This is a genomic window from Glutamicibacter arilaitensis Re117 (assembly GCF_000197735.1).
Taxonomy (GTDB): domain Bacteria; phylum Actinomycetota; class Actinomycetes; order Actinomycetales; family Micrococcaceae; genus Glutamicibacter; species Glutamicibacter arilaitensis.
The window spans coordinates 13,725-36,574 of sequence record NC_014550.1 but is presented as its reverse complement, the minus strand read 5'-3'; the positions used below and the strand labels follow the sequence as shown (position 1 = coordinate 36,574).

26 protein-coding genes, 1 pseudogene and 1 riboswitch are annotated in these 22,850 nt (G+C 57.6%); of the genes and pseudogenes, 19 read left to right on the top strand and 8 right to left on the bottom strand.

What is annotated here, in order from left to right:
• The first annotated feature begins 3 nt into the window (after positions 1 to 3).
• From AARI_RS00505 to AARI_RS00455, 14 genes and pseudogenes are all read left to right on the top strand, one after another.
• Entirely contained in the window at positions 4 to 1,398 is a 1,395-nt protein-coding gene (locus AARI_RS00505; RefSeq protein ID WP_013347433.1) for a PP2C family protein-serine/threonine phosphatase, read from the top strand.
• On the top strand, positions 1,395 to 2,792 hold the full coding sequence (locus AARI_RS00500) for an FtsW/RodA/SpoVE family cell cycle protein (protein WP_013347432.1): 1,398 nt from the start codon (positions 1,395 to 1,397) through the stop codon (positions 2,790 to 2,792). The genes AARI_RS00505 and AARI_RS00500 overlap by 4 nt, the downstream gene beginning before the upstream one ends.
• Complete coding sequence (locus tag AARI_RS00495; RefSeq protein WP_013347431.1) at positions 2,789 to 4,252, top strand: peptidoglycan D,D-transpeptidase FtsI family protein; 1,464 nt, start codon at positions 2,789 to 2,791, stop codon at positions 4,250 to 4,252. Before AARI_RS00500 ends, AARI_RS00495 begins: the two co-directional genes overlap by 4 nt.
• Positions 4,249 to 6,054, top strand: a complete 1,806-nt coding sequence (locus tag AARI_RS00490; protein WP_013347430.1) for a protein kinase domain-containing protein — start codon at positions 4,249 to 4,251, stop codon at positions 6,052 to 6,054. The genes AARI_RS00495 and AARI_RS00490 overlap by 4 nt, the downstream gene beginning before the upstream one ends.
• Complete coding sequence (gene pknB, locus AARI_RS00485; RefSeq protein WP_013347429.1) at positions 6,051 to 7,964, top strand: Stk1 family PASTA domain-containing Ser/Thr kinase; 1,914 nt, start codon at positions 6,051 to 6,053, stop codon at positions 7,962 to 7,964. Before AARI_RS00490 ends, pknB begins: the two co-directional genes overlap by 4 nt.
• 292 nt (positions 7,965 to 8,256) lie before the next feature.
• A complete protein-coding gene (locus AARI_RS00480) occupies positions 8,257 to 8,748 on the top strand; it encodes a VOC family protein (RefSeq protein WP_013347428.1) in 492 nt (163 codons plus the stop codon).
• 14 nt (positions 8,749 to 8,762) lie between these two features.
• A complete protein-coding gene (locus tag AARI_RS19045; protein WP_049862520.1) occupies positions 8,763 to 9,215 on the top strand; it encodes a MerR family transcriptional regulator in 453 nt (150 codons plus the stop codon).
• Positions 9,212 to 9,511: a TipAS antibiotic-recognition domain-containing protein gene (locus AARI_RS19040; protein ID WP_049862519.1), complete on the top strand. Its 300-nt coding sequence runs from the start codon at positions 9,212 to 9,214 to the stop codon at positions 9,509 to 9,511. The genes AARI_RS19045 and AARI_RS19040 overlap by 4 nt, the downstream gene beginning before the upstream one ends.
• Positions 9,512 to 9,805: 294 nt before the next feature.
• Positions 9,806 to 10,915 carry a tyrosine-type recombinase/integrase gene (locus AARI_RS00470; RefSeq protein ID WP_041649182.1) on the top strand — a complete coding sequence of 370 codons (1,110 nt, stop codon included), beginning with the start codon at positions 9,806 to 9,808 and terminating at the stop codon, positions 10,913 to 10,915.
• On the top strand, positions 10,912 to 11,841 hold the full coding sequence (locus AARI_RS19995) for a tyrosine-type recombinase/integrase (protein WP_049862518.1): 930 nt from the start codon (positions 10,912 to 10,914) through the stop codon (positions 11,839 to 11,841). The genes AARI_RS00470 and AARI_RS19995 overlap by 4 nt, the downstream gene beginning before the upstream one ends.
• Positions 11,834 to 11,935: pseudogene (locus tag AARI_RS19990) on the top strand (hypothetical protein); the annotation flags it as partial. The gene AARI_RS19995 and the pseudogene AARI_RS19990, both read left to right, overlap by 8 nt.
• A 30-nt stretch (positions 11,936 to 11,965) precedes the next feature.
• Positions 11,966 to 12,094: a hypothetical protein gene (locus AARI_RS20240; protein ID WP_269446605.1), complete on the top strand. Its 129-nt coding sequence runs from the start codon at positions 11,966 to 11,968 to the stop codon at positions 12,092 to 12,094.
• Positions 12,095 to 12,199: 105 nt separating this feature from the next.
• Positions 12,200 to 12,400: a hypothetical protein gene (locus tag AARI_RS19985; RefSeq protein WP_041649181.1), complete on the top strand. Its 201-nt coding sequence runs from the start codon at positions 12,200 to 12,202 to the stop codon at positions 12,398 to 12,400.
• Positions 12,387 to 12,776 carry a DUF6262 family protein gene (locus tag AARI_RS00455; RefSeq protein WP_041648253.1) on the top strand — a complete coding sequence of 130 codons (390 nt, stop codon included), beginning with the start codon at positions 12,387 to 12,389 and terminating at the stop codon, positions 12,774 to 12,776. Before AARI_RS19985 ends, AARI_RS00455 begins: the two co-directional genes overlap by 14 nt.
• 369 nt (positions 12,777 to 13,145) lie before the next feature.
• On the opposite strand, the gene AARI_RS00450 is transcribed toward AARI_RS00455, so the two are convergent.
• On the bottom strand, positions 13,146 to 13,475 hold the full coding sequence (locus AARI_RS00450) for a hypothetical protein (protein ID WP_013347427.1): 330 nt from the start codon (positions 13,473 to 13,475) through the stop codon (positions 13,146 to 13,148).
• A 197-nt stretch (positions 13,476 to 13,672) separates the two neighbouring features.
• On the opposite strand from AARI_RS00450, the gene AARI_RS00445 reads away from it, so the two are divergent.
• Both AARI_RS00445 and AARI_RS00440 read left to right on the top strand, forming a co-directional pair.
• Positions 13,673 to 14,152 carry an NUDIX domain-containing protein gene (locus AARI_RS00445; RefSeq protein ID WP_013347426.1) on the top strand — a complete coding sequence of 160 codons (480 nt, stop codon included), beginning with the start codon at positions 13,673 to 13,675 and terminating at the stop codon, positions 14,150 to 14,152.
• A 635-nt stretch (positions 14,153 to 14,787) separates the two neighbouring features.
• Entirely contained in the window at positions 14,788 to 15,312 is a 525-nt protein-coding gene (locus AARI_RS00440) for a GNAT family N-acetyltransferase (protein ID WP_013347424.1), read from the top strand.
• Between the two features lie 92 nt (positions 15,313 to 15,404).
• Here AARI_RS00440 and AARI_RS00435 read toward each other — a convergent pair whose 3' ends face one another.
• Positions 15,405 to 16,049, bottom strand: a complete 645-nt coding sequence (locus AARI_RS00435; protein WP_013347423.1) for an anthranilate synthase component II — start codon at positions 16,047 to 16,049, stop codon at positions 15,405 to 15,407.
• A 175-nt stretch (positions 16,050 to 16,224) separates the two neighbouring features.
• On the bottom strand, positions 16,225 to 17,001 hold the full coding sequence (locus AARI_RS00425) for a class E sortase (RefSeq protein WP_013347421.1): 777 nt from the start codon (positions 16,999 to 17,001) through the stop codon (positions 16,225 to 16,227).
• A 222-nt stretch (positions 17,002 to 17,223) separates the two neighbouring features.
• Between AARI_RS00425 and AARI_RS00420 the strand changes: the two genes are divergently transcribed.
• Entirely contained in the window at positions 17,224 to 17,481 is a 258-nt protein-coding gene (locus AARI_RS00420; RefSeq protein WP_013347420.1) for a cell division protein CrgA, read from the top strand.
• A 60-nt stretch (positions 17,482 to 17,541) separates the two neighbouring features.
• Here AARI_RS00420 and AARI_RS00415 read toward each other — a convergent pair whose 3' ends face one another.
• Positions 17,542 to 17,859 carry a DMT family transporter gene (locus AARI_RS00415; RefSeq protein ID WP_013347419.1) on the bottom strand — a complete coding sequence of 106 codons (318 nt, stop codon included), beginning with the start codon at positions 17,857 to 17,859 and terminating at the stop codon, positions 17,542 to 17,544.
• Between the two features lie 11 nt (positions 17,860 to 17,870).
• Positions 17,871 to 17,938: riboswitch (guanidine-III (ykkC-III) riboswitch) on the bottom strand.
• A gap of 3 nt (positions 17,939 to 17,941) precedes the next feature.
• On the bottom strand, positions 17,942 to 18,814 hold the full coding sequence (locus AARI_RS00410; protein ID WP_157867055.1) for an ArgP/LysG family DNA-binding transcriptional regulator: 873 nt from the start codon (positions 18,812 to 18,814) through the stop codon (positions 17,942 to 17,944).
• A 121-nt stretch (positions 18,815 to 18,935) separates the two neighbouring features.
• On the opposite strand from AARI_RS00410, the gene AARI_RS00405 reads away from it, so the two are divergent.
• Positions 18,936 to 19,514, top strand: a complete 579-nt coding sequence (locus AARI_RS00405) for a LysE/ArgO family amino acid transporter (RefSeq protein WP_231849415.1) — start codon at positions 18,936 to 18,938, stop codon at positions 19,512 to 19,514.
• A 481-nt stretch (positions 19,515 to 19,995) separates the two neighbouring features.
• Here AARI_RS00405 and AARI_RS00400 read toward each other — a convergent pair whose 3' ends face one another.
• Both AARI_RS00400 and AARI_RS00395 read right to left on the bottom strand, forming a co-directional pair.
• On the bottom strand, positions 19,996 to 20,706 hold the full coding sequence (locus AARI_RS00400) for a rhomboid family intramembrane serine protease (protein ID WP_049862517.1): 711 nt from the start codon (positions 20,704 to 20,706) through the stop codon (positions 19,996 to 19,998).
• 248 nt (positions 20,707 to 20,954) lie between these two features.
• Positions 20,955 to 21,500: a peptidylprolyl isomerase gene (locus tag AARI_RS00395; RefSeq protein ID WP_013347415.1), complete on the bottom strand. Its 546-nt coding sequence runs from the start codon at positions 21,498 to 21,500 to the stop codon at positions 20,955 to 20,957.
• Between the two features lie 170 nt (positions 21,501 to 21,670).
• Here AARI_RS00395 and AARI_RS00390 point away from each other — a divergent pair, with 170 nt between their 5' ends.
• Positions 21,671 to 21,877, top strand: a complete 207-nt coding sequence (locus AARI_RS00390) for a hypothetical protein (RefSeq protein WP_013347414.1) — start codon at positions 21,671 to 21,673, stop codon at positions 21,875 to 21,877.
• Positions 21,878 to 21,883: 6 nt separating this feature from the next.
• On the opposite strand, the gene AARI_RS00385 is transcribed toward AARI_RS00390, so the two are convergent.
• Positions 21,884 to 22,753: a DMT family transporter gene (locus tag AARI_RS00385; RefSeq protein WP_013347413.1), complete on the bottom strand. Its 870-nt coding sequence runs from the start codon at positions 22,751 to 22,753 to the stop codon at positions 21,884 to 21,886.
• Positions 22,754 to 22,850 lie beyond the last annotated feature (97 nt).

The window sequence follows — 22,850 nt, the reverse complement described above, 5'->3', positions numbered from 1 at the left end:
CCTATGGCCCTGAAACTAAAATTCGCTGCGAAATCCGATGTGGGCCGGGTTCGCAAGAAGAATGACGATTCCGCTTATGCTGGCGCGTACCTTGCAGTACTCGCCGATGGCATGGGCGGACACGTCGGCGGTGACGTCGCGTCGGCCTCTACCGTGCTTGATCTGGTGCACCTTGACCACGATGGAACAGCAGATCCGCAAAACGCCCTTCCAGATGAGATCCAGGCAGCCAATCTGGTGCTCAATGAACTCGTTGGCGCCAATCCCAAGCTTTCCGGCATGGGAACCACTGTCACTTCTCTGCTGCTCTCGGGCGATACCCTTCACATGGCACACATTGGCGACTCCCGGGCCTACCGGCTGAAGCACGGTGTCTTTGAACAAATCAGCAAAGACCACACCTTCGTTCAGCGTTTGGTCGATGAAGGCCGCATCAAGCCCGCAGAAGCCGAAGTCCACCCCCACAAGAACGTGCTGCTGCGCGTGCTGGGCGACTCAGATGCTTCACCGGAGCTGGATGTCGACCAGTTCCAGGCAGAACCTGGGGAACGTTGGATGCTGTGCTCCGACGGGCTGACCGACGCGGTACCCGTTCCCGTGATCGAACAGATCATCCGCAGCACTCCGGACATGGACGAAGCGGTCAATGATTTGGTTGCCATCACCTTGAAAAATGGTGCGCCGGATAACGTTACCGTGGTGATGTTCGAAGTGGTCCAAGATTCGGTCATCGAAGGTGAAGAACCTGCCGAGCAGGAACCCGCGCCGGATACCGGCCAGCTGACCATTGCCGCCGAAGGCGACGTTGAAGCCAGCGCCTCGCTGCTTCGCCACGAGATTTCCCAGCGTCCGCACCTGCTGGTGGGCGCCGCCCAACTGGCAACGCAGACCGGCCAGATTCCTGTGGTTACCCAGCACACCGGGGAACGCCGTGCCGCAGCCTTGCTGACCCACCGCTCCCCTGCCGCTGGTGAAGTCCTGGATCCTTTGGATACGCCAACCCAGCAACGTCGTTGGCTAATGCCGATCCTGTTGACTTTCACGGCATTCTTGGTCATCGCCTTGGGCGTCTGGGGCTATATGTGGACCCAGACCCAGTATTTCGTTGGAACGGTAGACGGCAAGGTCGCAATCTACAAGGGCGTCCCCCAGGAGCTTGGACCCATTTCGCTCTCTGAAGTCGCCACGGTCAGCAAGGTTCCATTGGAGGCCTTGCCGGAGTATTCACGCCACCGCGTCGAATCGACCATCTCGGCAGAGAACCAACAGCATGCCCAGATGATCATCCAGGAACTTTTGGTCACCGCGAAGCAGAACTGCCCGGTCACTGTTCCCGGAGCTACTGATTCCGATGCCTCAACCAACCTGCCCGCCTACTGCCAGGAGATCATGCAATGACCGAAGTGCAAACTGCACCGGTGCCACGGCGCAATCTCGAGCTATTGCTCGTGCTTCTGGCCCTGTGCGTCGGCGGAGCAGCGTTCTACCTCGTAGGCAGCTCGACCGACGGCGTGGACAACACCGACTTCTACGTGCAGATCAGCATTCTGTCGGCTTTGGCGCTGACGGTCCACGTGCTGCTGCGCATCTTCGCCAAATATGCCGATCCGGCAATACTTCCAATCACGGTGGCTTTGAACTCACTTGGGCTAGCCATGATTCACCGAATTGACTTGGCAAAAGGCACTTCACAGTCGGCTCGACAGTTGCTTTGGACTGCCATTGCCATCGTCATTGCGTGCGTAGTCTTGTGGGCAATCAAGGATCACCGCATCTTGCGGCGCTTCACATATATTGCCCTGCTTGCATCAGTGTTCCTGCTTTTGCTTCCGATGATTCCAAACCTCGGTGTCACCATCAACGGCGCCCGCATCTGGATTCGCATTGGCATCTTCTCGATGCAGCCAGGTGAACTCGCGAAGATCACCTTGTCGATCTTCTTCGCTGGGTATCTCTCATCGAACCGCGACTTGATCTTGATGGCGGGACGCAAGTTCGGACCGCTGCAACTGCCACGCCTGCGCGATATGGCTCCCATGGTTATTGCATGGCTGCTGTCCATTGGCGTGCTGGTAATCCAGCGTGACCTTGGATCCGCGATCCTGTTCTTCGGCTTATTCATCGTGATGATCTATGTGGCTACCGCCCGTATTTCCTGGGTGCTCATTGGCGCATTGATGGTTGTCGTCGGCGGCATTGTCGCCGGACTGACGATGGGCCACGTAACCCGCCGCTTCGACGTGTGGCTCAATGCCTTTGATCCGGAGATCTATCAGGCCACGGGTGGCAGCATGCAGATCGTTGAAGGCTTGTTCGGCATGGCTGACGGCGGCTTGTTCGGTACTGGCCTGGGCGCTGGTTCGCCGTACCGCGTGCCGCTGGCCAACTCCGATATGATCATCGCTTCCTTCGGTGAAGAGATCGGCCTGATCGGCCTGACTGCCATCGTCCTGCTCTACATGCTGCTGATCTCCCGCGGACTGCGTGCCGCATTGGGTTCGGCTGATACCTTCGGCAAGCTCTTGGCTGCCGGCCTGTCATTCACCCTGGGTCTGCAGTGCATCGTGATCATCGGCGGCGTCGCCCGGCTGATCCCGCTCACTGGTTTGGCCACGCCATTCATGGCCGCTGGCGGTTCCTCACTGCTGGCAAACTGGATCATCATCTCGTTGTTACTTCTGATTTCCCATAACTCGCGCCGCCCAAAGACTGGCGTAGTAGGACCAACCGATGAATTTGCATCCGCTCAAACGACTTTTACCAATAGCACCAAGGTGGTGACCAAGAAGTGAATCATGCAATCAAACGCGTTTGGGTTGCGCTAACCACCTTGTTCATCATCTGTCTTGGTGGACTGAGCTACATTCAGTTCTTCGATGCCGAGTCGCTTTCGGAAAACGCGCTGAACAAGCGCCAGCTCTTCCGTGAATTCGACTTGCCGCGCGGAGCGATCCTGGTTGATGGCAAGCCCATTGCCGAATCGGTTCCAACCGATGATGGCCAGTTCGAGTTCCAGCGTGTCTACAACGACCCCAACACCTACGCTCATCTGACTGGCTACTATTCCCTCGCGAATGGCACCACCCAGCTCGAGTCGAAGTTGAACGACTGGTTGACCGGCACTAGTTCGGATCTGCTCTTCGACCGCTTATCGGCGATGTTCACCGGAACCCGTTCCGAAGGTGCGTCCGTTGAACTGACCATCGATGGCCAGCTGCAGAAGACCGCTTTCGATGCGATCAGGGATGATTTGAAGGCCACGATTATCGTGACTAATCCGAAGACCGGCGACATCCTGGCGATGGCTTCCAAGCCTAGCTATAACACGAACCTGTTGGCAGTGCACTCCACCGCCAAGGCTGCTGAGAACCTGAAGGAAATCAGCAACATCGATGGCCTGAGCCCCTACCTAAATCCGGCCATCACCAACCCGGTGACTCCCGGCTCATCGTTCAAGATCATCAGCACCGTCGCGGCGTTGGAATCCGGCAAGTTCGATATGGAGACCCCCATCGACAACCCGGTCTCGAAGAATTATCCGCATACGAATACACCGCTGAACAACTTCAGCGAGGGCATCTGTGCACGCGACACCCGCGCGAAGCTCGAGTTCATCTTTGCCCAGAGCTGCAACACCCCATTCATCGAGATCAGCCAGACAGTCGGCAAGGATGCCTTCACCGAGGTGGCCGAGCGCTTCGGCTACGGCCAGCAGCTGAGCATCCCGCAGAATGTCGTGCCGAGCGAGTTCCCGTCGGCCGAGGCATCTGAAGCACAGATGGCGCAGATGGCCATCGGTGAATGGGAAAACAAGGCTACCCCGCTGCAGATGAACATGGTTGCCATGGCCATCGCCAACGACGGCGTGATCATGAAGCCGAACCTGATCGACAAGGTCATTGCGCCGGATCTGCGGGTGATTGAGGATCCGAAGCCGGAGAAGTTCTCCACGGCCACCACCCCGGAAGTTGCCGAACAGCTCACCGAGCTGATGGAAGGCCCGGTCCTGCACGGTACCGCCATGAACGCCCGCGTTCCCGGCGTGGATTTCCGCGCCAAGACCGGCACCTCGGAGCGGCCATCAGAACCGGGTGGACCCCGCATGGTGAACTCCTGGATGACCGGTTTCGCGCCGGCCGATGACCCGCAGGTTGCCATCACGGTCAATATCCAAGACGTAGATTATGACACCGGCCACAACACGGTTGGTGCACTGATGAAGACGATGTTAGAGGCGGTGTTCAACAAGTGAGGCCAGTAACCGGCACCACCTTGGGCGGTCGTTACAAGCTGACCGATCGCATTGCGATCGGCGGCATGGGCGAAGTTTGGAAAGCACGAGACCAGGTCCTTGGACGTCTGGTCGCGATCAAGATCCTCAAAGAGGAATACACCGACAACGAGAGCTTCCTGACGCGTTTCCGCGTGGAGGCACGCCACACCGCGCTGCTGAACCACCCCGGCATCGCTGGTGTCTTCGACTACGGCGAGGAACAGGGCTCCGCCTATCTGGTGATGGAGCTCGTTCCCGGCCCACCGTTGTCCACCATCATCGAACGCGAGCGCAAGCTCGAGGTGGACCGCACGCTCTCGCTGATCGCGCAGACCGCCCGCGCGCTGGCGGCAGCCCACGAGCACGGCCTGGTGCACCGCGATGTGAAGCCGGGCAACATCCTGGTGATGCCTTCGGGCGTCGTGAAGATTACCGACTTCGGCATCGCTCGACTGGCCGACCAGGTTCCGCTGACCGCCACCGGACAGGTGATGGGCACCGCCCAGTACCTGGCACCAGAGCAGGCCACCGGACAGGTGGCCACCGGCAGCTCGGATATCTATGCCCTGGGTGTCATCGGCTATGAGTGCTTGGCAGGACGTCGCCCGTTCACCGGCGAGTCCCAAATCGCCATTGCCCTGGCACAGGTCAACGATGCTCCCCCGGCACTGCCAGATACCATTCCGGCTCCGGTACGCCAGCTGATCATGTCGATGCTGGCCAAGAACCCAGCAGACCGTCCGAAGGACGCAACCGCACTGGCCAAGGCTGCCGATGCGCTGCGCTCCGGTGATACCAACACCGCGACCTTAGCTGTGCCTGGCATGCTGGCCACCGGAATCTCCGATGACGCTACCCAAGTGGTCAACATGGATAACGACTCCACCCAGGTGGTGCCGCGTGCTGATTCCGCGCCAACGATGACCAACGCCATGCCGACCGTGGTGGAACCTGCTCGCGCTGCCAGTGGATTCTCCGGGTCAAGTGCCGCTGAGGGCTTCGATGACGAAGACGCGGATGCCCAGGATCCAGCCATGGAACCTGCCTCCAAGCGCAGCCCTTGGCTGATCCCGCTGATTGTCATCATCGCTTTGGCCGCAGTGATTGCGTTGCTGGCTTGGCTGATCCCTGCCATGAGCAGCGACAAGGACAACGAACCTACTGCTTCGGTTACCCAGAGCTCCGAACTCTCTGAATCGCCCTCGCCTACCGAGGAAACGACTGAACCTTCGGAAGAAACCACCGAGGCCTCAGAAACTTCCGAGTCTTCTTCCCCGACGCCCAGTGAAACCGTGACCTACGTAGAGGTTTCGGCTTCGCTGGTTGGCCAGGATATCGACACCGTGACAGCTGAACTCGAGGGCAAGGGCCTGGTCGTTGACTCGACTCCGCAGGAAACCAGCGAGTACGAGCCACGCGAAGTGATCTCGCTGAACCCAACTGGCAGTGTTGAAGAGGGCGAAACCATTTCAATCACGTACGCCATGGCTCCTGAAACCGTTGCCGTCCCTTCAGTGACCGGCATGAGCTTTGAAGCTGCGCAAAAGCGCATCCAGGATGCCGGTTTGGCTGTAGCCAAGGGCGAGGAACGCAATGATCCTTCGGTAGCCGGCACCGTGCTTGAACAGGATATTGCTGCCGAAAGCGAAGTAGAGCCTGGCACCACGGTGACTTTGGATATTTCCGCCGGACCAGAAGAAGTCGAAGAATCCGAATCCCCTTCGGAGACGGCAACTGAATCCCCAGAAGCTGCAAAGCCGGAGCAAAGCGAAGCCCCATGAGCGACAATGAAGCTTTGCCTCCCGGCTTGCCACGGTTGATCAATGACCGCTATGAGATCGAATCGCTGATTGGCCGCGGCGGCATGGCAGATGTATATTTGGCCACCGACGAGGTCCTCTCGCGCAAGGTCGCCGTGAAGGTGCTGCGCCCGGACACTGCCAGCAACCCGATGGTGGTCAATAGATTCCGCCGTGAAGCCAGGGCTGTTGCCGGCCTGAGCCACCCGAACATCGTTTCGGTGTACGACACCGGCGAGCTTCCGGCCACCGATTTCCACCGTGATCGCTTGCCTTTCATGGTCATGGAATACGTCACCGGCCATACCCTGAAGCAGGTTATTGCTTCGGGGGACATTGATGCCGCTTTCGCAGTTCACGTAACCCGCGGCGTGTGCGATGCCTTGGACCATTCGCATCATAAAAATGTTGTCCACCGTGACATCAAGCCTGCCAATGTGATGGTGACCGATGCCGGTCACGTGAAGTTGATGGACTTCGGCATTGCGCGAGCAGTGGATACTTCGGCAACCATGACGCAGACCGCTGCCGTGGTTGGCACTGCCCAGTATTTCTCTCCTGAGCAGGCACGTGGTGAACAGGTCGATTTCCGTTCGGATATCTACTCCGTTGGCTGCTTGTTCTATGAGCTGATGACCCAGGAGCCTCCGTTCACCGGTGATTCACCGGTTTCGGTCGCATATCAGCATGTTGGCGAAATCCCGTCGACCCTCAGCGACGTCAAGGACGGCGTTGATCCGATCTTCGACCCAATCGTTTCCAAGGTTCTGTCCAAGGAACGCGATGATCGATTCCAAACCGCCGGAGCGTTTGCCGCGGCCTTGGAAGATGCGCTGAACGGCATTGAATTCCATGATGAGCAATCAGCGCCATCCACCTACACTCTGCCGATCTACGGCACGCACAGCGAGACTGAGACCAGTTTCATTGCGCAGTCAGCTCCGCACACCAGCCAGCATCCAGTTTTCGCCGAAGAAGAAGCCCATGGATCCGAGCGGCGCAACAAGTCCAATCGCGGCTTGATCATCTTGCTGACCATCATTGCCTTGCTCGCTGTTGGTATCGCAAGTTTCTTGGTGATTCGCTCGATTCAAACCGAGGCCGAGAAGCGGGCACCGGTTGCCGTACCCAAGGTCTTGGAAATGACTGAAGATGATGCACGGGCCGCGTTGCGCGACGCCACTTTCCAGGTGCGTGTGGAACATGAATTCAGCGATGATGTAGAGCAGGACAAGGCAACCCGCACCGAGCCTGAAGAAGGCGCCATGGCTTCCAAGGACTCCACGGTGACCTTGTTCATCTCTGACGGTTCCGAGCAGCGCACGATCCCTAAGGATCTGGCGAACCAGTCGGAGACCGCTGCTCGCGATGCTCTGCGTGAGGCAGGCTTGGAGGTTGGTGAAGTCAGCCGCAAGAACTCGGCAACTATTCCAACCGACTGGGTCATTGGCACCACCCCTGAGCTGGGTTCCAAGGTAAAGGCCGGCAGCGAAGTTGATCTAATACTTTCTACAGGCATGGTGACCGTTCCGGTCGTGACCGAGATGAGCCGCAAGGAAGCTGAAGAAAAGCTTGGCGCTGAAGACATCGGGCTGGAAGCTCAGTTCGATGAGGTCGTAACCGCTGACTATGCGGAAGGCACTTTGTTCAAGCAGTCACCTGCAGCCAGGGACGATGTCCCCCAGGGCAGCTTAGTGAAGATTTCGGTGGCTAAGGCTCCAGAGCCAGAGCCAGAGCCAACCGAAGAATCATCGCCGCCCGAGAGCGAATCCCCGGACTCGGAAGAATCCGATGATTCGACCGACGAATCTTCACCTAGCGGCGAAGATTCGCCACCGTCCAGCGGAAATGGTCCACCGGATCGCCCAGGTCCCCCTCGGGAAAACGGATAACGATCGTTATCTAGAGTCGGGGATCGATGACTTGCCTTGACCTGCGGTTTCGTGTCTTGGACTGTGTCCATGAGGCGACGATCGCTACCGCCTGTGTGGACACCCGAAGTCGTCGGTGCTTCCGTCCAAGTCCTCAAGGCGTGTTGCGCAACTCGATCTATCCAGCGCTGGTGGCCCGGTAAAGCTCGGCATCCGGCAAGAGCGCCCGCTGGGTCGCCCCAGCCGCCTCGACTTTGACCTTAAGGCTTATCGGCTTGACTCTGCCGTAACGTCAACTGGCATTGTAATATTTATGACTGAGAAAAACGGACCGGACATCGACCGGTCGATCTACCCAATGCCAATGTTTATCAACCTGGTTGTCAGCGACCTCACGGCTGGGGAAGCCTTCTACGCGTCCGCGGGTTTCGTGACGCTGGCGACTATCCCCGGGCCCGGCGGGGTGCCCTCCCTCGTTCACCTGCGTCGTGAGAAGTATCAGGACATCCTCATGACTCAGGGCACGGCGGCGCGCGGCACCGTATCGGCGTCCTTTGCCGCAGGTCAGATCGACCTCGACGAAGTCGCGGACTCTATCCGCGGCGCTGGCGGCAATGTCACCGGTCCGATCGATACGCCCTGGTTCACGACCGATGTCACCTTCTCAGATCCGGACGGCAACACCGTGACGCTGACTGCGCCGCGAATGGTCGACCAGACTGCGGCGCAGGCATGGGTGAACGATCAGATCACAGGGGACTTCGAGGCCCCCGAATCCGTCGTTCCTAACCCGAGCGAAAACTAACCAGGAGTACACCCATGCCGGAGTGGCCGATCAGAGACGTGTCGCAAGCGACAGGCGTCACAAGTAGAACCCTGCGACACTACGAACAGATCGGCCTGCTGCGACCTTCGCGGGTTGCTGAGAACGGGTACCGATTCTATGGGGACGCTGAGCTGTCGCGGCTCTACCGGATTCTGTCGCTGCGCTCATTGGAGCTTCCGCTCGCGACCATCCAAATTGCCCTCGACGACGATGCAACACTCGCCGAGGCAATCAGGTCTCATCTCGCCCTTTTGGAAGAGCGAAGAGACCGCACCAATCAACAGATTAATGCCGTCCGGGACACGCTGGAGGCGGTAACGAAAGGCCAGACTATGACTATCCAGGAAATCTTCGCCGGATTCGACCATGCCCAGCATGAGAGTGAAGTGCGTGAACGGTGGGGGACGGCGCTTGGGAGCACAGCGTCAAGCGCCGCGACCAGATGAGCGCGGATCAACGTCGAACCGACGATGAGCGAAGCCTCGATATCAATGCCGCACTCCGCGATGCTGCGACTTCCGGAGGCAACCCTACTGGCGCGGAATTTCAAGCTCTGGTAGCTGCGCACCACCGCTGGGTGACTGAATACTGGGGAGGACGTGTCCCCGACCGCGATGCCTACACCGGGCTGTCGGAGCTTTATGTCGCAGATGCACGTTTCGCTGCAACTTACGGAGGACAGCGGAACGCTGAGGTCATCCGAGAGGCGATGCAGGCCTGGATCGCGACCAACCTCAAGTAGAGGACGCGACGGACGAGAAGCTTCCGCGTCGCCGTTGTCACTTTCGGAAGTAGGTTGCACAACTTTCAGCATCCGCATGCTCAGCCCTCGCGCGTCCGTCTCGAACGGACCGCCAGCGCTCTCACCCTCACAAACACCCAGAAAGGCTCCGATGACCCCTGGTACTCAGAGGATGAGGACGGGCCGTCGTCTCCGTCGATCGAGATTGGGCGGCTCGACCAAACCGCAGAATGTGTCCAGGTGCCCGAAGTCGCCGTGGACGCAGGCTGTCATGATGCGCCGCACGGAGGACTGATGTCTGTCCAGCGTGTGCTTTCCCCGTTCGATGGCGGGGAGTCATGGACGGTGCTGGGCGATGACGGGGCCCCGGTGGCTCCGATAGAACGGTACCTGGCGTACTTGACCCAGATTGAGCGGTCGCCCAACACGGTCAAGGCCTACGCCCACGATTTGAAGGACTGGTTTGAGTTCCTCAGTGGCCAGGCCCTGGACTGGCGTGAGGTGCGGTTGGAGAACGTCGCTGAGTTCGTCGCCTGGCTGCGCCGTCCGCTGACCCTGCGCGACGGGTCGCTTTCGATCCTGCCGACGGTGGAACACCACTGCACTGAAGCGACCGTCAATCGCAAGCTCTCCGCTCTCAACGCGTTCTATCAGCACTCCGCGCGCCACGGCATCGACCTCGGGAAGTTGCTGAAGACGTGGCAGCCGGCCGGAGGCCGAAGCTCGGGCTGGAAGCCGTTCTTGCATCACATCAGCAAGGGCACACCGCAGCCACGGCGCGCCATCGTGCTGAGCGCGCAGCGCAAACTCCCGCGCGTATTAACCGCCGCCGAGGTGCAGACGATCCTCAATGCTTGTGGCCATCTGCGGGACCGGTTCCTGTTCGCCATGCTGTTTGACACCGGGATGCGGATCGGGGAGGCGCTGGGTCTACGACATGAGGACATCGCCGCGGCTGAGTCCCAGATCACGGTTCAGCGTCGGGTCAACGGCAACGGTGCACGCTCCAAGTCACGCAACCCGCGGACGGTGCCGGTGAGTGCAGAGTTGGTTCGGCTCTATTCCGACTATCTGTATCTGGAGTACGGCGATCTGGACTCCGACTACGTCTTTGTGAACCTGTGGGGTCGACCCCACGGTCACCCGCTGACCTACACAGCCGTTTACGACCTGGTCAAACGGCTGCGCCGACGTACAGGGATCAACTTCGATCCGCACTGGTACCGCCACACCGCGGCCACCCGGATGCTGCGTGACGGTGTGCCCATCGAGATCGTCTCCAAGCTGCTCGGCCACGCCGACATCACCACTACTGCCGCCGTCTACGGGCATCTGAGTGCCGAGGACGCCCGCCGGGCGCTGGAGGAATCGGGCTGGTTCACCGGCAGAGAGGTACAACTGTGAGCACACCCAGCCCGCTGATACCCGAACAACTACCGAGGACGGGGCGCGTTCGACGCCGAACGTACCGTCAGTCGAGTAGTTGGGACACCGAGTACGGCCGGGATGTTTGGCGGCTGCGTGAGCTCGGCATCAAGGACAAGCGGCTCGCCCGCATCTCGTTCGAGGACATCCCACAGCTCTGGCTCAAGGCCTTGGCCAAACGATGGGCCCGCTGGCGCCTGGCCACGGGACTCGGAGTGGTCAGCGTCTCCTCGGGCACCCGGGCGGTCACCTCTTTCGGGCAGTTCCTCACCGCTGCGGCACCCTCCATCCAGGGGCTGGGACAGCTGGACCGGGAGGCGCTGGAACGCTACCTCACCCACCTGCACGCCCGATACTCGGGCACCGTGAAACACCGCATGCTAATCGGGCAGCTGAATCTGTTCTTCACCACCATCCGGCAACACGGCTGGGATGACTCTCTGCCCTCAGCGGTGATGTTCTACAGCGAGGACTTCCCCAAGGAAGCCATCCGGCAACCTCGCGCGCTGAGCGAAACCGTGATGACCCAACTGGAGAACCCGAACAACCTCGCCAAGTGGAACAACCCCAGCTACACGCTGATCACGCAGATCTTGATGGGGTGCGGGCTGCGCATCACCGACACCGTCCGCCTGCCGACCGATTGCATCGCCTACGACGGCGAGGGCGCGCCCTACCTTAGCTACCTCAACCACAAAATGAAACGCGAGGCCCTGGTGCCCATCGACGCCGACCTCGCCGACGCCATCACCGCGCAGCGACACCGCCTCCAAGAGGACTGGCCGGACGGGACGCCGGTGCTCTTCCCCCCGCGTCACCCACAACGACAACGGCGAGGAGCCGGTCAGCGACGGCGTCTACCGCAAGGCCCTTCACCGCTGGCTCAAGCGCTGCGCCGTCCGTGACGAGCACGGCCAACCCGTTCGCGTCGTCCCGCACAGCTTCCGGCACACCCTGGGCACCAGGCTAATCAACCGAGACGTCCCCCAAGAAGTAGTCCGGCGAATTCTCGACCACGACTCCCACGTCATGACAGCCCACTACGCCCGGCTCAGCGACACCACGATCCGCCGGCACTGGGAAGCCGCGCGGAAGGTCAACATCAAGGGCGAAACCGTCACCCTCGACCCCGACGGACCATTGGCCGAGGCGGCCTAGGCCAAGCAACGGGTCGGGCGAGCGACCCAGGCCCTACCCAACGGCTTCTGCGGACTGCCAGTCCAGAAGTCCTGCCCGCACGCGAACGCGTGCCTGAACTGCCCGATGTTCGTCACCACCTCAGAGTTCCTGCCCGAGCACAGGCAACATCGTCACCAGGTCGTGCAGATCATCACCGCGGCCGAAGCCCGCGGCCAGCAACGACTGATCGAGATGAACCAGCAGGTCCTGGGGAACCTCGACCAGATCATCACCACATTGGAACGCGACCAAGACGGCGAGGCAGCACCTGATGCATGCCGATAACAGCCATCACCTGATCGCCGCCGCCCAGCAACGCCACGAGAACACGCGTGCCAAAGCCATCCAGGCTCTTCGCGACCTCGACCGCGAGGGCGGCGCGGTTACCTTTCAGATCGTCGCGCAAAAGGCGAAGGTCTCACGGTCCTGGCTCTACACCCAGCCCGATATCTGCATCGAGATTCGACGGCTCCGCGACCTACAGCACGGCTCGGATGGCTCACCCCTGCCCGCGCCCCAACGTTCCACAGAGGCATCCCTGCTACGCCGCCTCGAAGTTGCCAACGCGCGCGCCCGGGACCTCATCACCGAGAACCAGCAACTCCGGAAGCAACTGGAACACGCCCTAGGGCGACTACGGGCATCGACGGCGGAACGGTGACGAGGCCGAGCCGCTTGATAGACGGCTCAAGATAACTACGTCCACCAGGAAGACTTCCGATCCGCTGAGTCGCGTGCTGGACGTCATGTCCACGTCTGACCGGACTCTAGTTAACGATCGTTATCGGTGCAAGCATTCGGCACCCGAAGGCAGGGCAAGATAGTTCCGTTTCACGCCCCGTCACCGGTCACTTCACCGGATGGGGCTAACGGAACGGTCGACTTTCCTGCGAATTCACAAAACTTCTACCATCCAAGTCAGAACGCGGTGCGTTCCGGTAGTCGACCGGCATACGGGACGCTTCGAATGCGGTTCGTCAAAGGGACGATCGTGCCTGGCAGGTCTTCCCTCGGCGCCTGCCGACTCCACTCAGAATTTTGCCAATCGGTCCATGAGACGCTGGAAATGAACTTGGGCAATCCTCAGAGGAACGAACTCCTGTGGAAGCCCACTCATGTGCCGCGTCCACTCACTCCACACGAATGATGCTTGCAGTCGACCGTCCGCAGCAAATCTCTCCTCCACCGTGTCAACGAAACAATTCAGATGCTCCGAGAAGTCGAGGTAATCATCGTCAACGCTGGCCGTTGATACTACTGAGTCATCCAAAAACTTGGGGTGGACGGCACAGCTGGCGATCGCGGCAAGTTCAAAAATGATGTCATCACCGCGACGCCCTTTACCAAACAATTTCACCACGCATCTGTCTTCCTTAACAGCGATCCACCCGCGATTGTTGAGCCTTACTACGAGGGCATCCGTTCAATCTTGGATTGAGCCACCCAACCGGTACAGCTTGTCAGAAGCTATCACAGCATAGGATCCCTTTCCGGACACCTCCGTTGTTCCGCTGAGGGTTCCCGTGTGGCGCAGGTTTCATGTCGTAGCCTTATGCCATGCCAGTATCAGACTATGTTGCCGGGTTAAGGCAACTAATTGGGCCTCGCCTGTTGGTCCTGCCGGGAGTAACCGCAGTAATCAGAGACGATAATGCTCATTATCTTCTGGCACTACATGTTGCAGGGAACCGATGGGGGTTGATCGGTGGAGCCGTGGAACCTCTTGAGGGACCAAGGGACGCTTTGAAACGCGAAGTCAGAGAAGAAATCGGTGCTGACATTGAAATTCATTCCGTTCTTGACAGCTATGGTGGCACCAACCTGTTGAACAAGTATCCAAATGGAGATCTGGTCAGCTACGTAACGACCGTCTACCTATGTCAATTACTAGGGGATGCGTCTGCTGTCGAGGCCGATGAGATCTCGGACATTGCATGGTTCTCCCGGGATCAAATCCGAGCGCTTGAACGGTTTGAATGGATAGACCCGGTCTTAGATGACGCTCAGCGTTTCTTCGATGATGAAGATGCCCGGTAGCCCTTCCTCTACTGGGACCGCTCGAAACATCATTTAGGGCTAATACCAAACGTCAAATATTGATACCTTCACAGGTTTAACCGGCATTGGGGTTGTTTCCGAGCAAACGTACAAGAGTTGCTTTTCGCGGAGCGCCGAACGGTTTCTCGGGCTCGGAGTCCATTTCTGCGAACAGTTCGAAGGGCCGTCCATTCGCGTGCTCCTCCACCCAACGGAGTGCCTCTGATACGTCCTTCACCTCAACCAGTACAAAAGCATCTAAGTTCCATCCGTACCCAGGAAGAGGTTGTTCCCAAAAATTGACTCGATAGCAGGGCGAATCATCCGAGTCGCGTGGTTCAGCGTGAACTGTTTCTATGGCGCGCATGGGACCAATATACAAGCATGTACCAGTTCGCTATTGGGAAACCCTGTCGCCCTAGTTGCCTTCGACTATCAAAGCCGGTCAACAGCGTCCCGGTTGCGGTTCCTCTTGCGAGGAATTGAAATCCAAGCGAACCGATCCTTAAAACCATCGGTTACCAGCGACACAGGAAAACCGCCCCCTAGTCGAGGTCAATTTAGACCGCAGGTCAGTTCGCCGCTGCTCGTCATACGTTCTTCCTCTTCAGCATTCGGTTGGTACATTTCAACGCATGACCAGTGCAAATATCATTGTCCGACAGCCCGCTGAAGGCGACGCAAGCACGTTGGCTGACATCCAAATCTCGGCATGGAGAGCCGCCTACCGGGGCGTGATGACCGAGGAGTACCTCGACGCCATGGACAGTGAACGCTATGCAGAGGGCTGGGCTAGAAACATAGCCAACCCCAAACCAGGAACATCCCACTTGGTGGCGGAATCAGGAAGCCAGGTCGTTGGGTTTTGCATACTCGGGCCCGCCACCGGAGATTCCGATACTGCATTTGGGCAGCTCTACGCAATTAATGTGCATCCACAGTGGTGGGACAAGGGCGCAGGTTCAGCGTTGTTCACGGCCGCCGAGGAGAAGCTCGTTGCCCTGGGGTACGACAGAGCTTTTCTATGGGTTGAAGCCAACAACAAAAGAGCCATCGATTTCTACACCAAGCGTGGGTGGCTAGATGATGGAGGGACACTGCAGGACACCCGTTTCGATCCGCCCGTGTCAGAACGACGCCACAGCCGTGAACTGAAATAGCCCTTTTGCTCCCCGGCACCACCAATGCCTGGTTTCTTGTCCCGCAAGCCGTTCCCCTTGTGGTGCATCGAAAACGATCGTTAGCGGACAGTTTATTCTCCGCTGAATAGCGGACTCAGGGCGGCGGCCTTCTTGGCTGCCCCCTCAAGTCCTACGAATTCCAGCCAGTTACCGAGCATTTGGTAACCCTGCTCGGTCAGGACAGACTCGGGATGGTATTGCAGCCCCCATAGTGGAGCTTCGCGGTGAGCCAATCCCATGATGACTCCCCCGGCAGTTTCTGCAATGATTTCAAGCTCAGCAGGAATGCTCTCGCGCACCGCGGCCAAGGAATGGTAACGCGTGGCCGTGAACGGGTTGGCTACCTGATTGAAGACCGGATGATTTTCATGGTTAACCAAGGAAGTCTTGCCGTGCATTAATTCCTCAGCGTGCGTGACCGTCCCGCCATAGGCTTCAGCCAGGGCCTGATGGCCAAGACAGACACCGAGCATTGGCTTACGCTGCTCACCGCACCATTTGATCAGATCAATGCTAACGCCCGCGCCTGCAGGCTCGCCTGGGCCTGGAGAGATCAGCACGCCGTCATACTCAGCAGCCATGGCGCGCGCATCCTCGACGCTCAAATCGTCATTGCGGTAAACGGTGGTTTCCGCGCCCATCTCCTGCAGGTAACCCACCAGGGTGTACACGAAACTGTCGTAGTTATCGATCACAAGGATCTTGGTGCTGCTCACGGGGTGCTTTGGCCAATCGTTGAATCGGTGAATGGGCTGATGTACTGGTTCAGCCACGGGAAAACGTACATCATCAGTAATAGCACGATCGCAGCAATGAGAATCAATGCTTCAAAAATTCGAAGCCACAAAGGGCCAGGCAGATTTCTAAAAATCCAGGCGTACATCTGTTCTCCTAGCTCGTTGCTTCAATGACCATGTCGCGGATTTCCTTTGGAGGGCCAGCATCAAGCGGGCGCCAATCGGTCAGTTCCGAATACGCAATCATTCGCTGCTGCGTTGAGTACTTGGGGTGGCATGTAGTCATGGTCAAGATGGATTTAGTCGGTTCTACGCCCCACTGGTGTGGGGTGGGCAACAGGACGTCTCCGTTGGATGGAGCCACGATTTCGGTGGCATACCAGGTGTAGGTGTAATACCCCTCTGAAGTCTGCAGGTAGATCTTGTCGCCTTCTTGCAGTTTGTCGATATCCCAGAAGACCTGGCCATGGGTCTGGCGGTGGGCGGCAACGGCAAAGTTGCCCATCTCCCCCGGTTGTTGCGTGGTTGGATAGTATCCAATGCCGAGGTTATCGATCACGCGGTCTTCCACGCCATAGGTCACCGGGTGGTGCGAACCGTTGGCACCAAACCGCGGGAAATACATGATGCCGAAGGTTTCGCCGGCCGATACTTCCGTTACCAGAGCCGGACCGTAGTCCTTTTCCACTTCTTCTTGCTCTGTCTTTTCGGGGACCACTACCTCGCCAAGTTCTTCCACGAGGTTTGCGGTGACTTCCTTCTGAGCCTGCGCAGAATCAATATTCGTCCACCACAGTTCCCAAACCACGTAAAGCATCAGCAGGATGCCAAGAGTAATCATCAGTTCGCCGAAGAAGCCGACAACACGGCTTCCTGCCGAGGTTTGTCGGCGCTGCAGGCGACGGCCCGGCGCAGTGGCAGATCGATTCACGGCGGTCTGGCTCCTTAAGGCAACGAAATGCACGAAATAGGTCAACTAACGTGGGCCGAAGCTGTCCAAAACCCCGTTGTTGCAGCGGGTAACGGCTAGTATGGAAACTACGTAGGAATGCATCAAGCAGTTCTCAGCATTCTTGCACCCAAGCCTACCGGGAAGACCTGACGGTCGCCCACATTTACTACATTAAGCAGATGAAGCCGAGGGAGCATTCGAGTGCCGGAGTCAAAGCCACGACGCAAGAAGAATTCACAGCCGCAGGAGTCGCGCCAGAGCGCCCATGCCATCGATAAGCCGATGCCAGGCTGGTACAAGCCAGTGATGTTCGGCTTGATGCTTCTCAGCCTGGTATGGATCATCGTTTATTACGTTTCCCAGACTCTGTACCCAATTCCGAATATCGGCGGATGGAACATCGTGGTCGGTTTCGGCATCGCGATGGTCGGATTCTTCATGACAACAGGCTGGAAATAGCCACGTCGCCGGCTCCCTGTCTTGGGGGCCGGCGATATTTTTTAACCCGAGCTTTTCCTTTTAGTCGCTGACGGCTTTCAGCCCGATGACACAACCAACCAGTCCGAGAATAAAGACCATTTTCAAGATGCTGAACGCTTCTTGCCCAGTGACCATGGAATAAATGACTGCTAGGGAGGCTCCAACGCCAACCCAGATGGCATACGCCGTGCCGACGGGGATCTCTTTCATGGCGTAGGCCAATCCGCCCATGGAAATAGCCAAGGCGACGAAGAAGACGATTGACGGAACCAGTTTGGACAAGCCATCGCTCATTCCTAACGCGATAGCCCACACCGCTTCAAATAGTCCGGAAACGATCAAAACAATCCAATACATGCCAGATTCTTTCTGGCCGTCTTGTCGCTCTCCGGGTACGGCTCCCTCGTCCGGGTCCAAGCATTCATTGCTGGTGACCACTTCAGGCTAGCAAATGCAGACCATGATCACGGGCTGCTGTGACCAGAATGTCACCTATGCAGCCCAAGATCTTCGAGTCCACCGACCAGCGCTGGAAATACAGCGGCACATCAATAAACCATTGCTCATCGAGCACGCGTAGATCGCTAGCTTTGAGCAGCTGTGGTTCAGGAACCATCCCCCACCCCATTCCCGCTTCGATGGCAGCGACAAACTGCATCGAATCCGGAACGTAATGAACCTGCGCTGCCGGTCGTGCTTCGGCCCCGGCCACTTGCTTGAGCATGTCGTATTGCAAAGGATCTTCACGGTCATACACCACCATCGGAGCATGAACGAGCTCTGCTGCGGTCCCGGTTGGCACATAGCGTTGCGCAAAGGCAGATTTCGCCGCTGCGCGATAGCGCATCGTGCCCAGCTTATGGCTTGTACAGCCTTGGATGGTGTCCACAGCGTTGGTAACTACGGCGCTGACCCTACCGGTCCTCAGCAGTTCCAGTCCCCTGTTTTCATCGGTACGCACGAATTCGCAGGACAAATCTTCGTACTTGGCAAGCTCGGCGAATACCGGGGCAAACCAGGTAGACAGCGAATCGGCGTTAACTCCGACGGCAACGGCAATGGGTTGTTCGGAAGCAACCTCGGCAGAAAACTCGGCGCTGAGCAACGACATCTGGCGCGCATAGCGCAGTACTCTGGTTCCCTGATCGGTGGGAACGACAGGACGGCTGCGTACCAGCAAGATGGCACCAAGGCGGTTCTCCAGAGCCTTGATCCGCTGACTGACCGCTGAGGCAGTCACTCCTAGATCAATGGATGCGTCGTCGAAGCTTCCGGCGTCAACGACTGCCAACAGGGTTTCAAGGTGTTCCACATCCAGATTCACATAAGGAACTCTAATCTAGATTCAGGATCTTAAGTTCGACGTCGATTTACGAATCTCCTACAGTTTGTACATGTTCTTCGGATCCCTAGTCTTCGGCTTCACCACTGGCTTGTCCCTCATCGTCGCCATTGGTTCACAAAATGCGTTTGTCCTGCGCCAAGGCATCAGGAAAGAACATGTTCTTATCACCGCATTGGTTTGCTCACTCTCGGATGCAATCCTGATTACGGCCGGCGCCAGCGGCATGGGCGCACTGGTTGAACGAGCCCCATTGTTGCTGGTGTTTGCCCGCGTTGGGGGTTTCATCTTCCTGCTAAGTTATGCGATTTTCGCTTTCCGCCGAGCAGTAAAACCTGAAGCACTCAAAGTTTCAGCCATACAGGGCCGCACAGCCAAGATTTCCGTTATCGGAACAGTTTTGGCCCTAACTTGGCTCAACCCGCATGTTTATATCGACACGGTGCTGCTTCTCGGCTCGATCGCGACTTCCCAGGCAGAGGGCGCAGCTTATTTCGCAGTCGGTGCAATCGTGGCCAGCTTCGTTTGGTTTTTCGCGCTTGCCTATGCCGCACGTTTCCTTGCGCCATTCTTCGCCAAGCCCAAAGCGTGGCAGGTACTTGATGTACTCGTAGGGCTGCTCATGATCTTGTTTGCCACCACGCTCATCCTGCCCATCATCACCGACTAATCCACAGGATAAAGCGCTTATCCACAGCCGGTGTGCACAAGTTTTATAAACACTTGTTCACAAGTTTATCCACAACCGGGGAGAACTTTGGCTAGCGAGCGAGGATTCAGATATTCACACTAGTCAACTTATATATCTCGATTCAAAATGACATGCTTGTAAGTTATTAACACTGTGGATTCCGGTTGTGGATAAGGCCTAAGCGCCCTGAATTCCATACCAACCCAGTGGTTCGTTTAAACTTTCGAACCCCAAGTTATTAACAACCTGTCGATTCGTATATGCGCTATCTACAGGGGTTGTTTAAAACTTATCCACAGATGTGGGTAAAGATGTGAGTATTGTGTACCCGAAGATGAATATCCCTGAATTCATGGGGGAGTAGGGGTGTTAATAACACCTACCCTCTGATACTTACACGCTTGTAAGTTATTAACAATGTGGATAATCGGTGTGGATAACTAACGCAGTTCTTTTCGAACTATCCAAGTGGCCACTTCACAGCTTCCGTTGAAACATAGATCCCCGTCAGCAGCGCTACCGACAAGGCTGTGAGCAAAAGTATCTGAATGCGAGCACGCTGTGGATTACTCCGTGGAATAAGCACGATGCAGCAAGCGGCAAGAATGCCCAGAATTGCGCCTCCCAAGTGCCCTTGCCAGGAGATGCTCTGCACGAAGAAGCCAAGAGCCACGTTCAGTGCAAGGATGATTCCCATTGAGCGAAGCGCTTGCTTATTGGAGCGGAACACTACGAAAGTCGCGAGGAACAGGCCTGCCAGTGCGCCCGACGCACCGAGCGTTGCACTCAGTGGTGCGCTAAGCAGAAGGATCCCCAAGGAACCACCGAAGGCGCTGAGCAGATAGAGCCAGGTAAAACGCAGTCTCCCCATCCGCGGCTCGAGCATGGTGCCGAAAATGTAGACGCCGTACATGTTCATCGCCAGATGCAGCAGCGAACTCGTGGAGTGGGCAAAGGCGCTGGTGATCAGCCGCCATGGCTCATAGGCCGCCAGTGCAGGTGCCAGAACAAGCTGGTTGGTGAGTCCGGGAATGACCCACTGCAGCACGTACACCAGGACATTGAGCCCGATGAACGTATAGGTCACGATTGGCGCCCCGGCGCGCAGCCGGCCGCCGAACTGGGTCTTCTGCTGCGGTAGACGCTTGTTCGCTTGGGCGACGCACTCCACGCATTGCACTCCAACAGGTGCCGAGACCTGGCATTGCGGGCAGACCGGACGTCCACAGCGGTTGCACGAAACAAAAGAGATCGTCTGCGGGTGCCTGAAGCACGTAGGCGCAGCTTGGCCTTCTGGGGAAACCTGTCCGTAGGACATCGGTACCTGCCTTGCATGTGAGAGAGAAGGATTAAAAGCCCGAGGCCCCGACAATAACCGTTAAGGAATCGCCGGAGCCTCGGGTTGGTGCGTCTGTGTGGTTACAGGGTCTCGATGTCGACCGAGTTGATGACGACGTCTTCCAGTGGTTTGTCGCGGCCATCGGTAGAAACAGCGTTCAGCGCATCAACGATCTTGCGTGATTCTGGTTCAACAACTTCACCGAAAATGGTGTGCTTGCCCTGAAGCCAGGCGGTTGGAACAGTGGTGATGAAAAACTGCGAACCGTTGGTTCCACGGCCCATGCGGATACCCGCGTTGGCCATAGCCAGCTTGTAAGGCTCGTTGAAGTTCAGTTCTGGGTGGATTTCATCATCGAACTGGTAGCCTGGGCCGCCGAAGCCCTGGCCCAGTGGGTCGCCACCCTGAATCATGAAGTCAGCAATGATGCGGTGGAAGATGGTTCCGCTGTACAGCGGGGTGTTGGTCTTCTTGTCACCGGATTCTGGGTGTACCCACTCCTGCTCACCGGTCGACAGGCCAACGAAGTTCTTAACGGTCTTTGGTGCGTGGTTGCCGAAGAGATCGACAACGATGTCGCCCAAAGTAGTGTGAATCGTGGCTTTATGAGTTGCGTTTGCGGTCATGCCTTCATTCTTCCATGATCTATGCTCGACCCGCTAAATGCTGACGTACGCGTTGAGTGAAAATTTAGGCCAATATCAGGCTGAAGCCCAGCTAATGCTGGCTACTGGGGACGGAACTGCCTAGTCTTGAACTGTCGGTTAGCGTGAATTTTTTTGATCAGGAGCAACGCATGAGCAAGAAGAGCAAAGTAGGAAAAGTACTAGCCGTTGGCCTGATTGCGGGACTTGTCGCAGTACTGGTTGCCGTGTGGAAGGCCTCGAAACCAATCGAGGATCCATGGGAAAACGAGCCAGTACCGGCACAGCCGCATCAGCCTGTTCAGACGCGAGAAGCCAGCGTGGAAGAAATCCGTGAAATCCTCGAAGATGACAAGTAAATCTGTCTAGACCTCGGTTTTTGGTTGGGCTTGCCCTCGTATCACCAGGGCAAGCCCAACGAGGATCACAGCCAACCCGGCATAGGTAGCGATGGAAACTACCTGTCCCAAGAACAATGCGGCCAAGATGGCGGCACCCGGAATCTCGAGCAGAATCAGCGTAGAAACCGTCAGTGGGCCGAGCACGGATAGCAAATGGTTCATGGCTGTGTGGCCAAAGATCTGCGCGCACAAGGTCAGCAAGATGATCGCAATCCACCCGCGAGCGTCGAAGCCCCAAATCGGCGTTCCGGTAAGGAAGCAAAGTACCAACAGCACTGCCGCGGTAATTGCATAGCAGCTCGAGGCATATGTAGTGGTTCCCAGAGTCCGCCTAGCTACGGAACCAGCTAACGTGTACACCGCGGCGAGGATGCCGCCTGCTAGTGCCAGCAGGTCTCCCACTATGGCATCGCGTCCCAGACCCATGTCGAATCCGGTAATGACGATGGCCCCAAGTAAAGCGACTCCCATGCCGAGGAAGACCTGCGTACGATATTTAGTTCCGCGCAGAACCTGGAACATCGCGATCCAGACTCCTTGGATGCATACCAGTGCCGTTCCAGCTGCCACGCTGGTTAGCCGCATCGAATACATGAAGCATACGAAGTGCAAGGCAAGAGCTACCCCAGCGATCCCGGTGAAGAACCACTCTCGCGAGGTCATGTGCAGATAGGCCTTGGGGTTCTTGCGCAGTGCCGGTGCGCTGAGGACAGCAGCCGCAGCTCCGTTGCGCCAAAAGGCCATGGAAAGCACTGGTACGCCCGGGAAGGCTGCAATGATGGGGCCCGATGCCGAAATCCCGATGATTCCGACCAAGGCGAGCAAGATGGTCACCAGCTAAGATTACAGTTTCTCCGCGTGGTTCTAGCCTTGCTACGGCAGAAGCCCGCGCCCACCCTGATTTCTTCAAGGAATCAAAATATTCTTCTTT

Coding starts and splice junctions, on each gene's coding strand:
- AARI_RS00440 (WP_013347424.1), top strand. CDS start 14,788: ATGACCAGTGCAAATATCATTGTCCGACAGCCCGCTGAAGGCGACGCA.
- AARI_RS00470 (WP_041649182.1), top strand. CDS start 9,806: ATGTCTGTCCAGCGTGTGCTTTCCCCGTTCGATGGCGGGGAGTCATGG.
- AARI_RS00395 (WP_013347415.1), bottom strand. CDS start 21,500: ATGACCGCAAACGCAACTCATAAAGCCACGATTCACACTACTTTGGGC.
- AARI_RS00505 (WP_013347433.1), top strand. CDS start 4: ATGGCCCTGAAACTAAAATTCGCTGCGAAATCCGATGTGGGCCGGGTT.
- AARI_RS00455 (WP_041648253.1), top strand. CDS start 12,387: ATGCATGCCGATAACAGCCATCACCTGATCGCCGCCGCCCAGCAACGC.
- pknB (WP_013347429.1), top strand. CDS start 6,051: ATGAGCGACAATGAAGCTTTGCCTCCCGGCTTGCCACGGTTGATCAAT.
- AARI_RS00390 (WP_013347414.1), top strand. CDS start 21,671: ATGAGCAAGAAGAGCAAAGTAGGAAAAGTACTAGCCGTTGGCCTGATT.
- AARI_RS19040 (WP_049862519.1), top strand. CDS start 9,212: ATGAGCGCGGATCAACGTCGAACCGACGATGAGCGAAGCCTCGATATC.
- AARI_RS00445 (WP_013347426.1), top strand. CDS start 13,673: ATGCCAGTATCAGACTATGTTGCCGGGTTAAGGCAACTAATTGGGCCT.
- AARI_RS19045 (WP_049862520.1), top strand. CDS start 8,763: ATGCCGGAGTGGCCGATCAGAGACGTGTCGCAAGCGACAGGCGTCACA.
- AARI_RS00480 (WP_013347428.1), top strand. CDS start 8,257: ATGACTGAGAAAAACGGACCGGACATCGACCGGTCGATCTACCCAATG.
- AARI_RS20240 (WP_269446605.1), top strand. CDS start 11,966: ATGACAGCCCACTACGCCCGGCTCAGCGACACCACGATCCGCCGGCAC.
- AARI_RS00500 (WP_013347432.1), top strand. CDS start 1,395: ATGACCGAAGTGCAAACTGCACCGGTGCCACGGCGCAATCTCGAGCTA.
- AARI_RS00415 (WP_013347419.1), bottom strand. CDS start 17,859: ATGTATTGGATTGTTTTGATCGTTTCCGGACTATTTGAAGCGGTGTGG.
- AARI_RS19985 (WP_041649181.1), top strand. CDS start 12,200: ATGTTCGTCACCACCTCAGAGTTCCTGCCCGAGCACAGGCAACATCGT.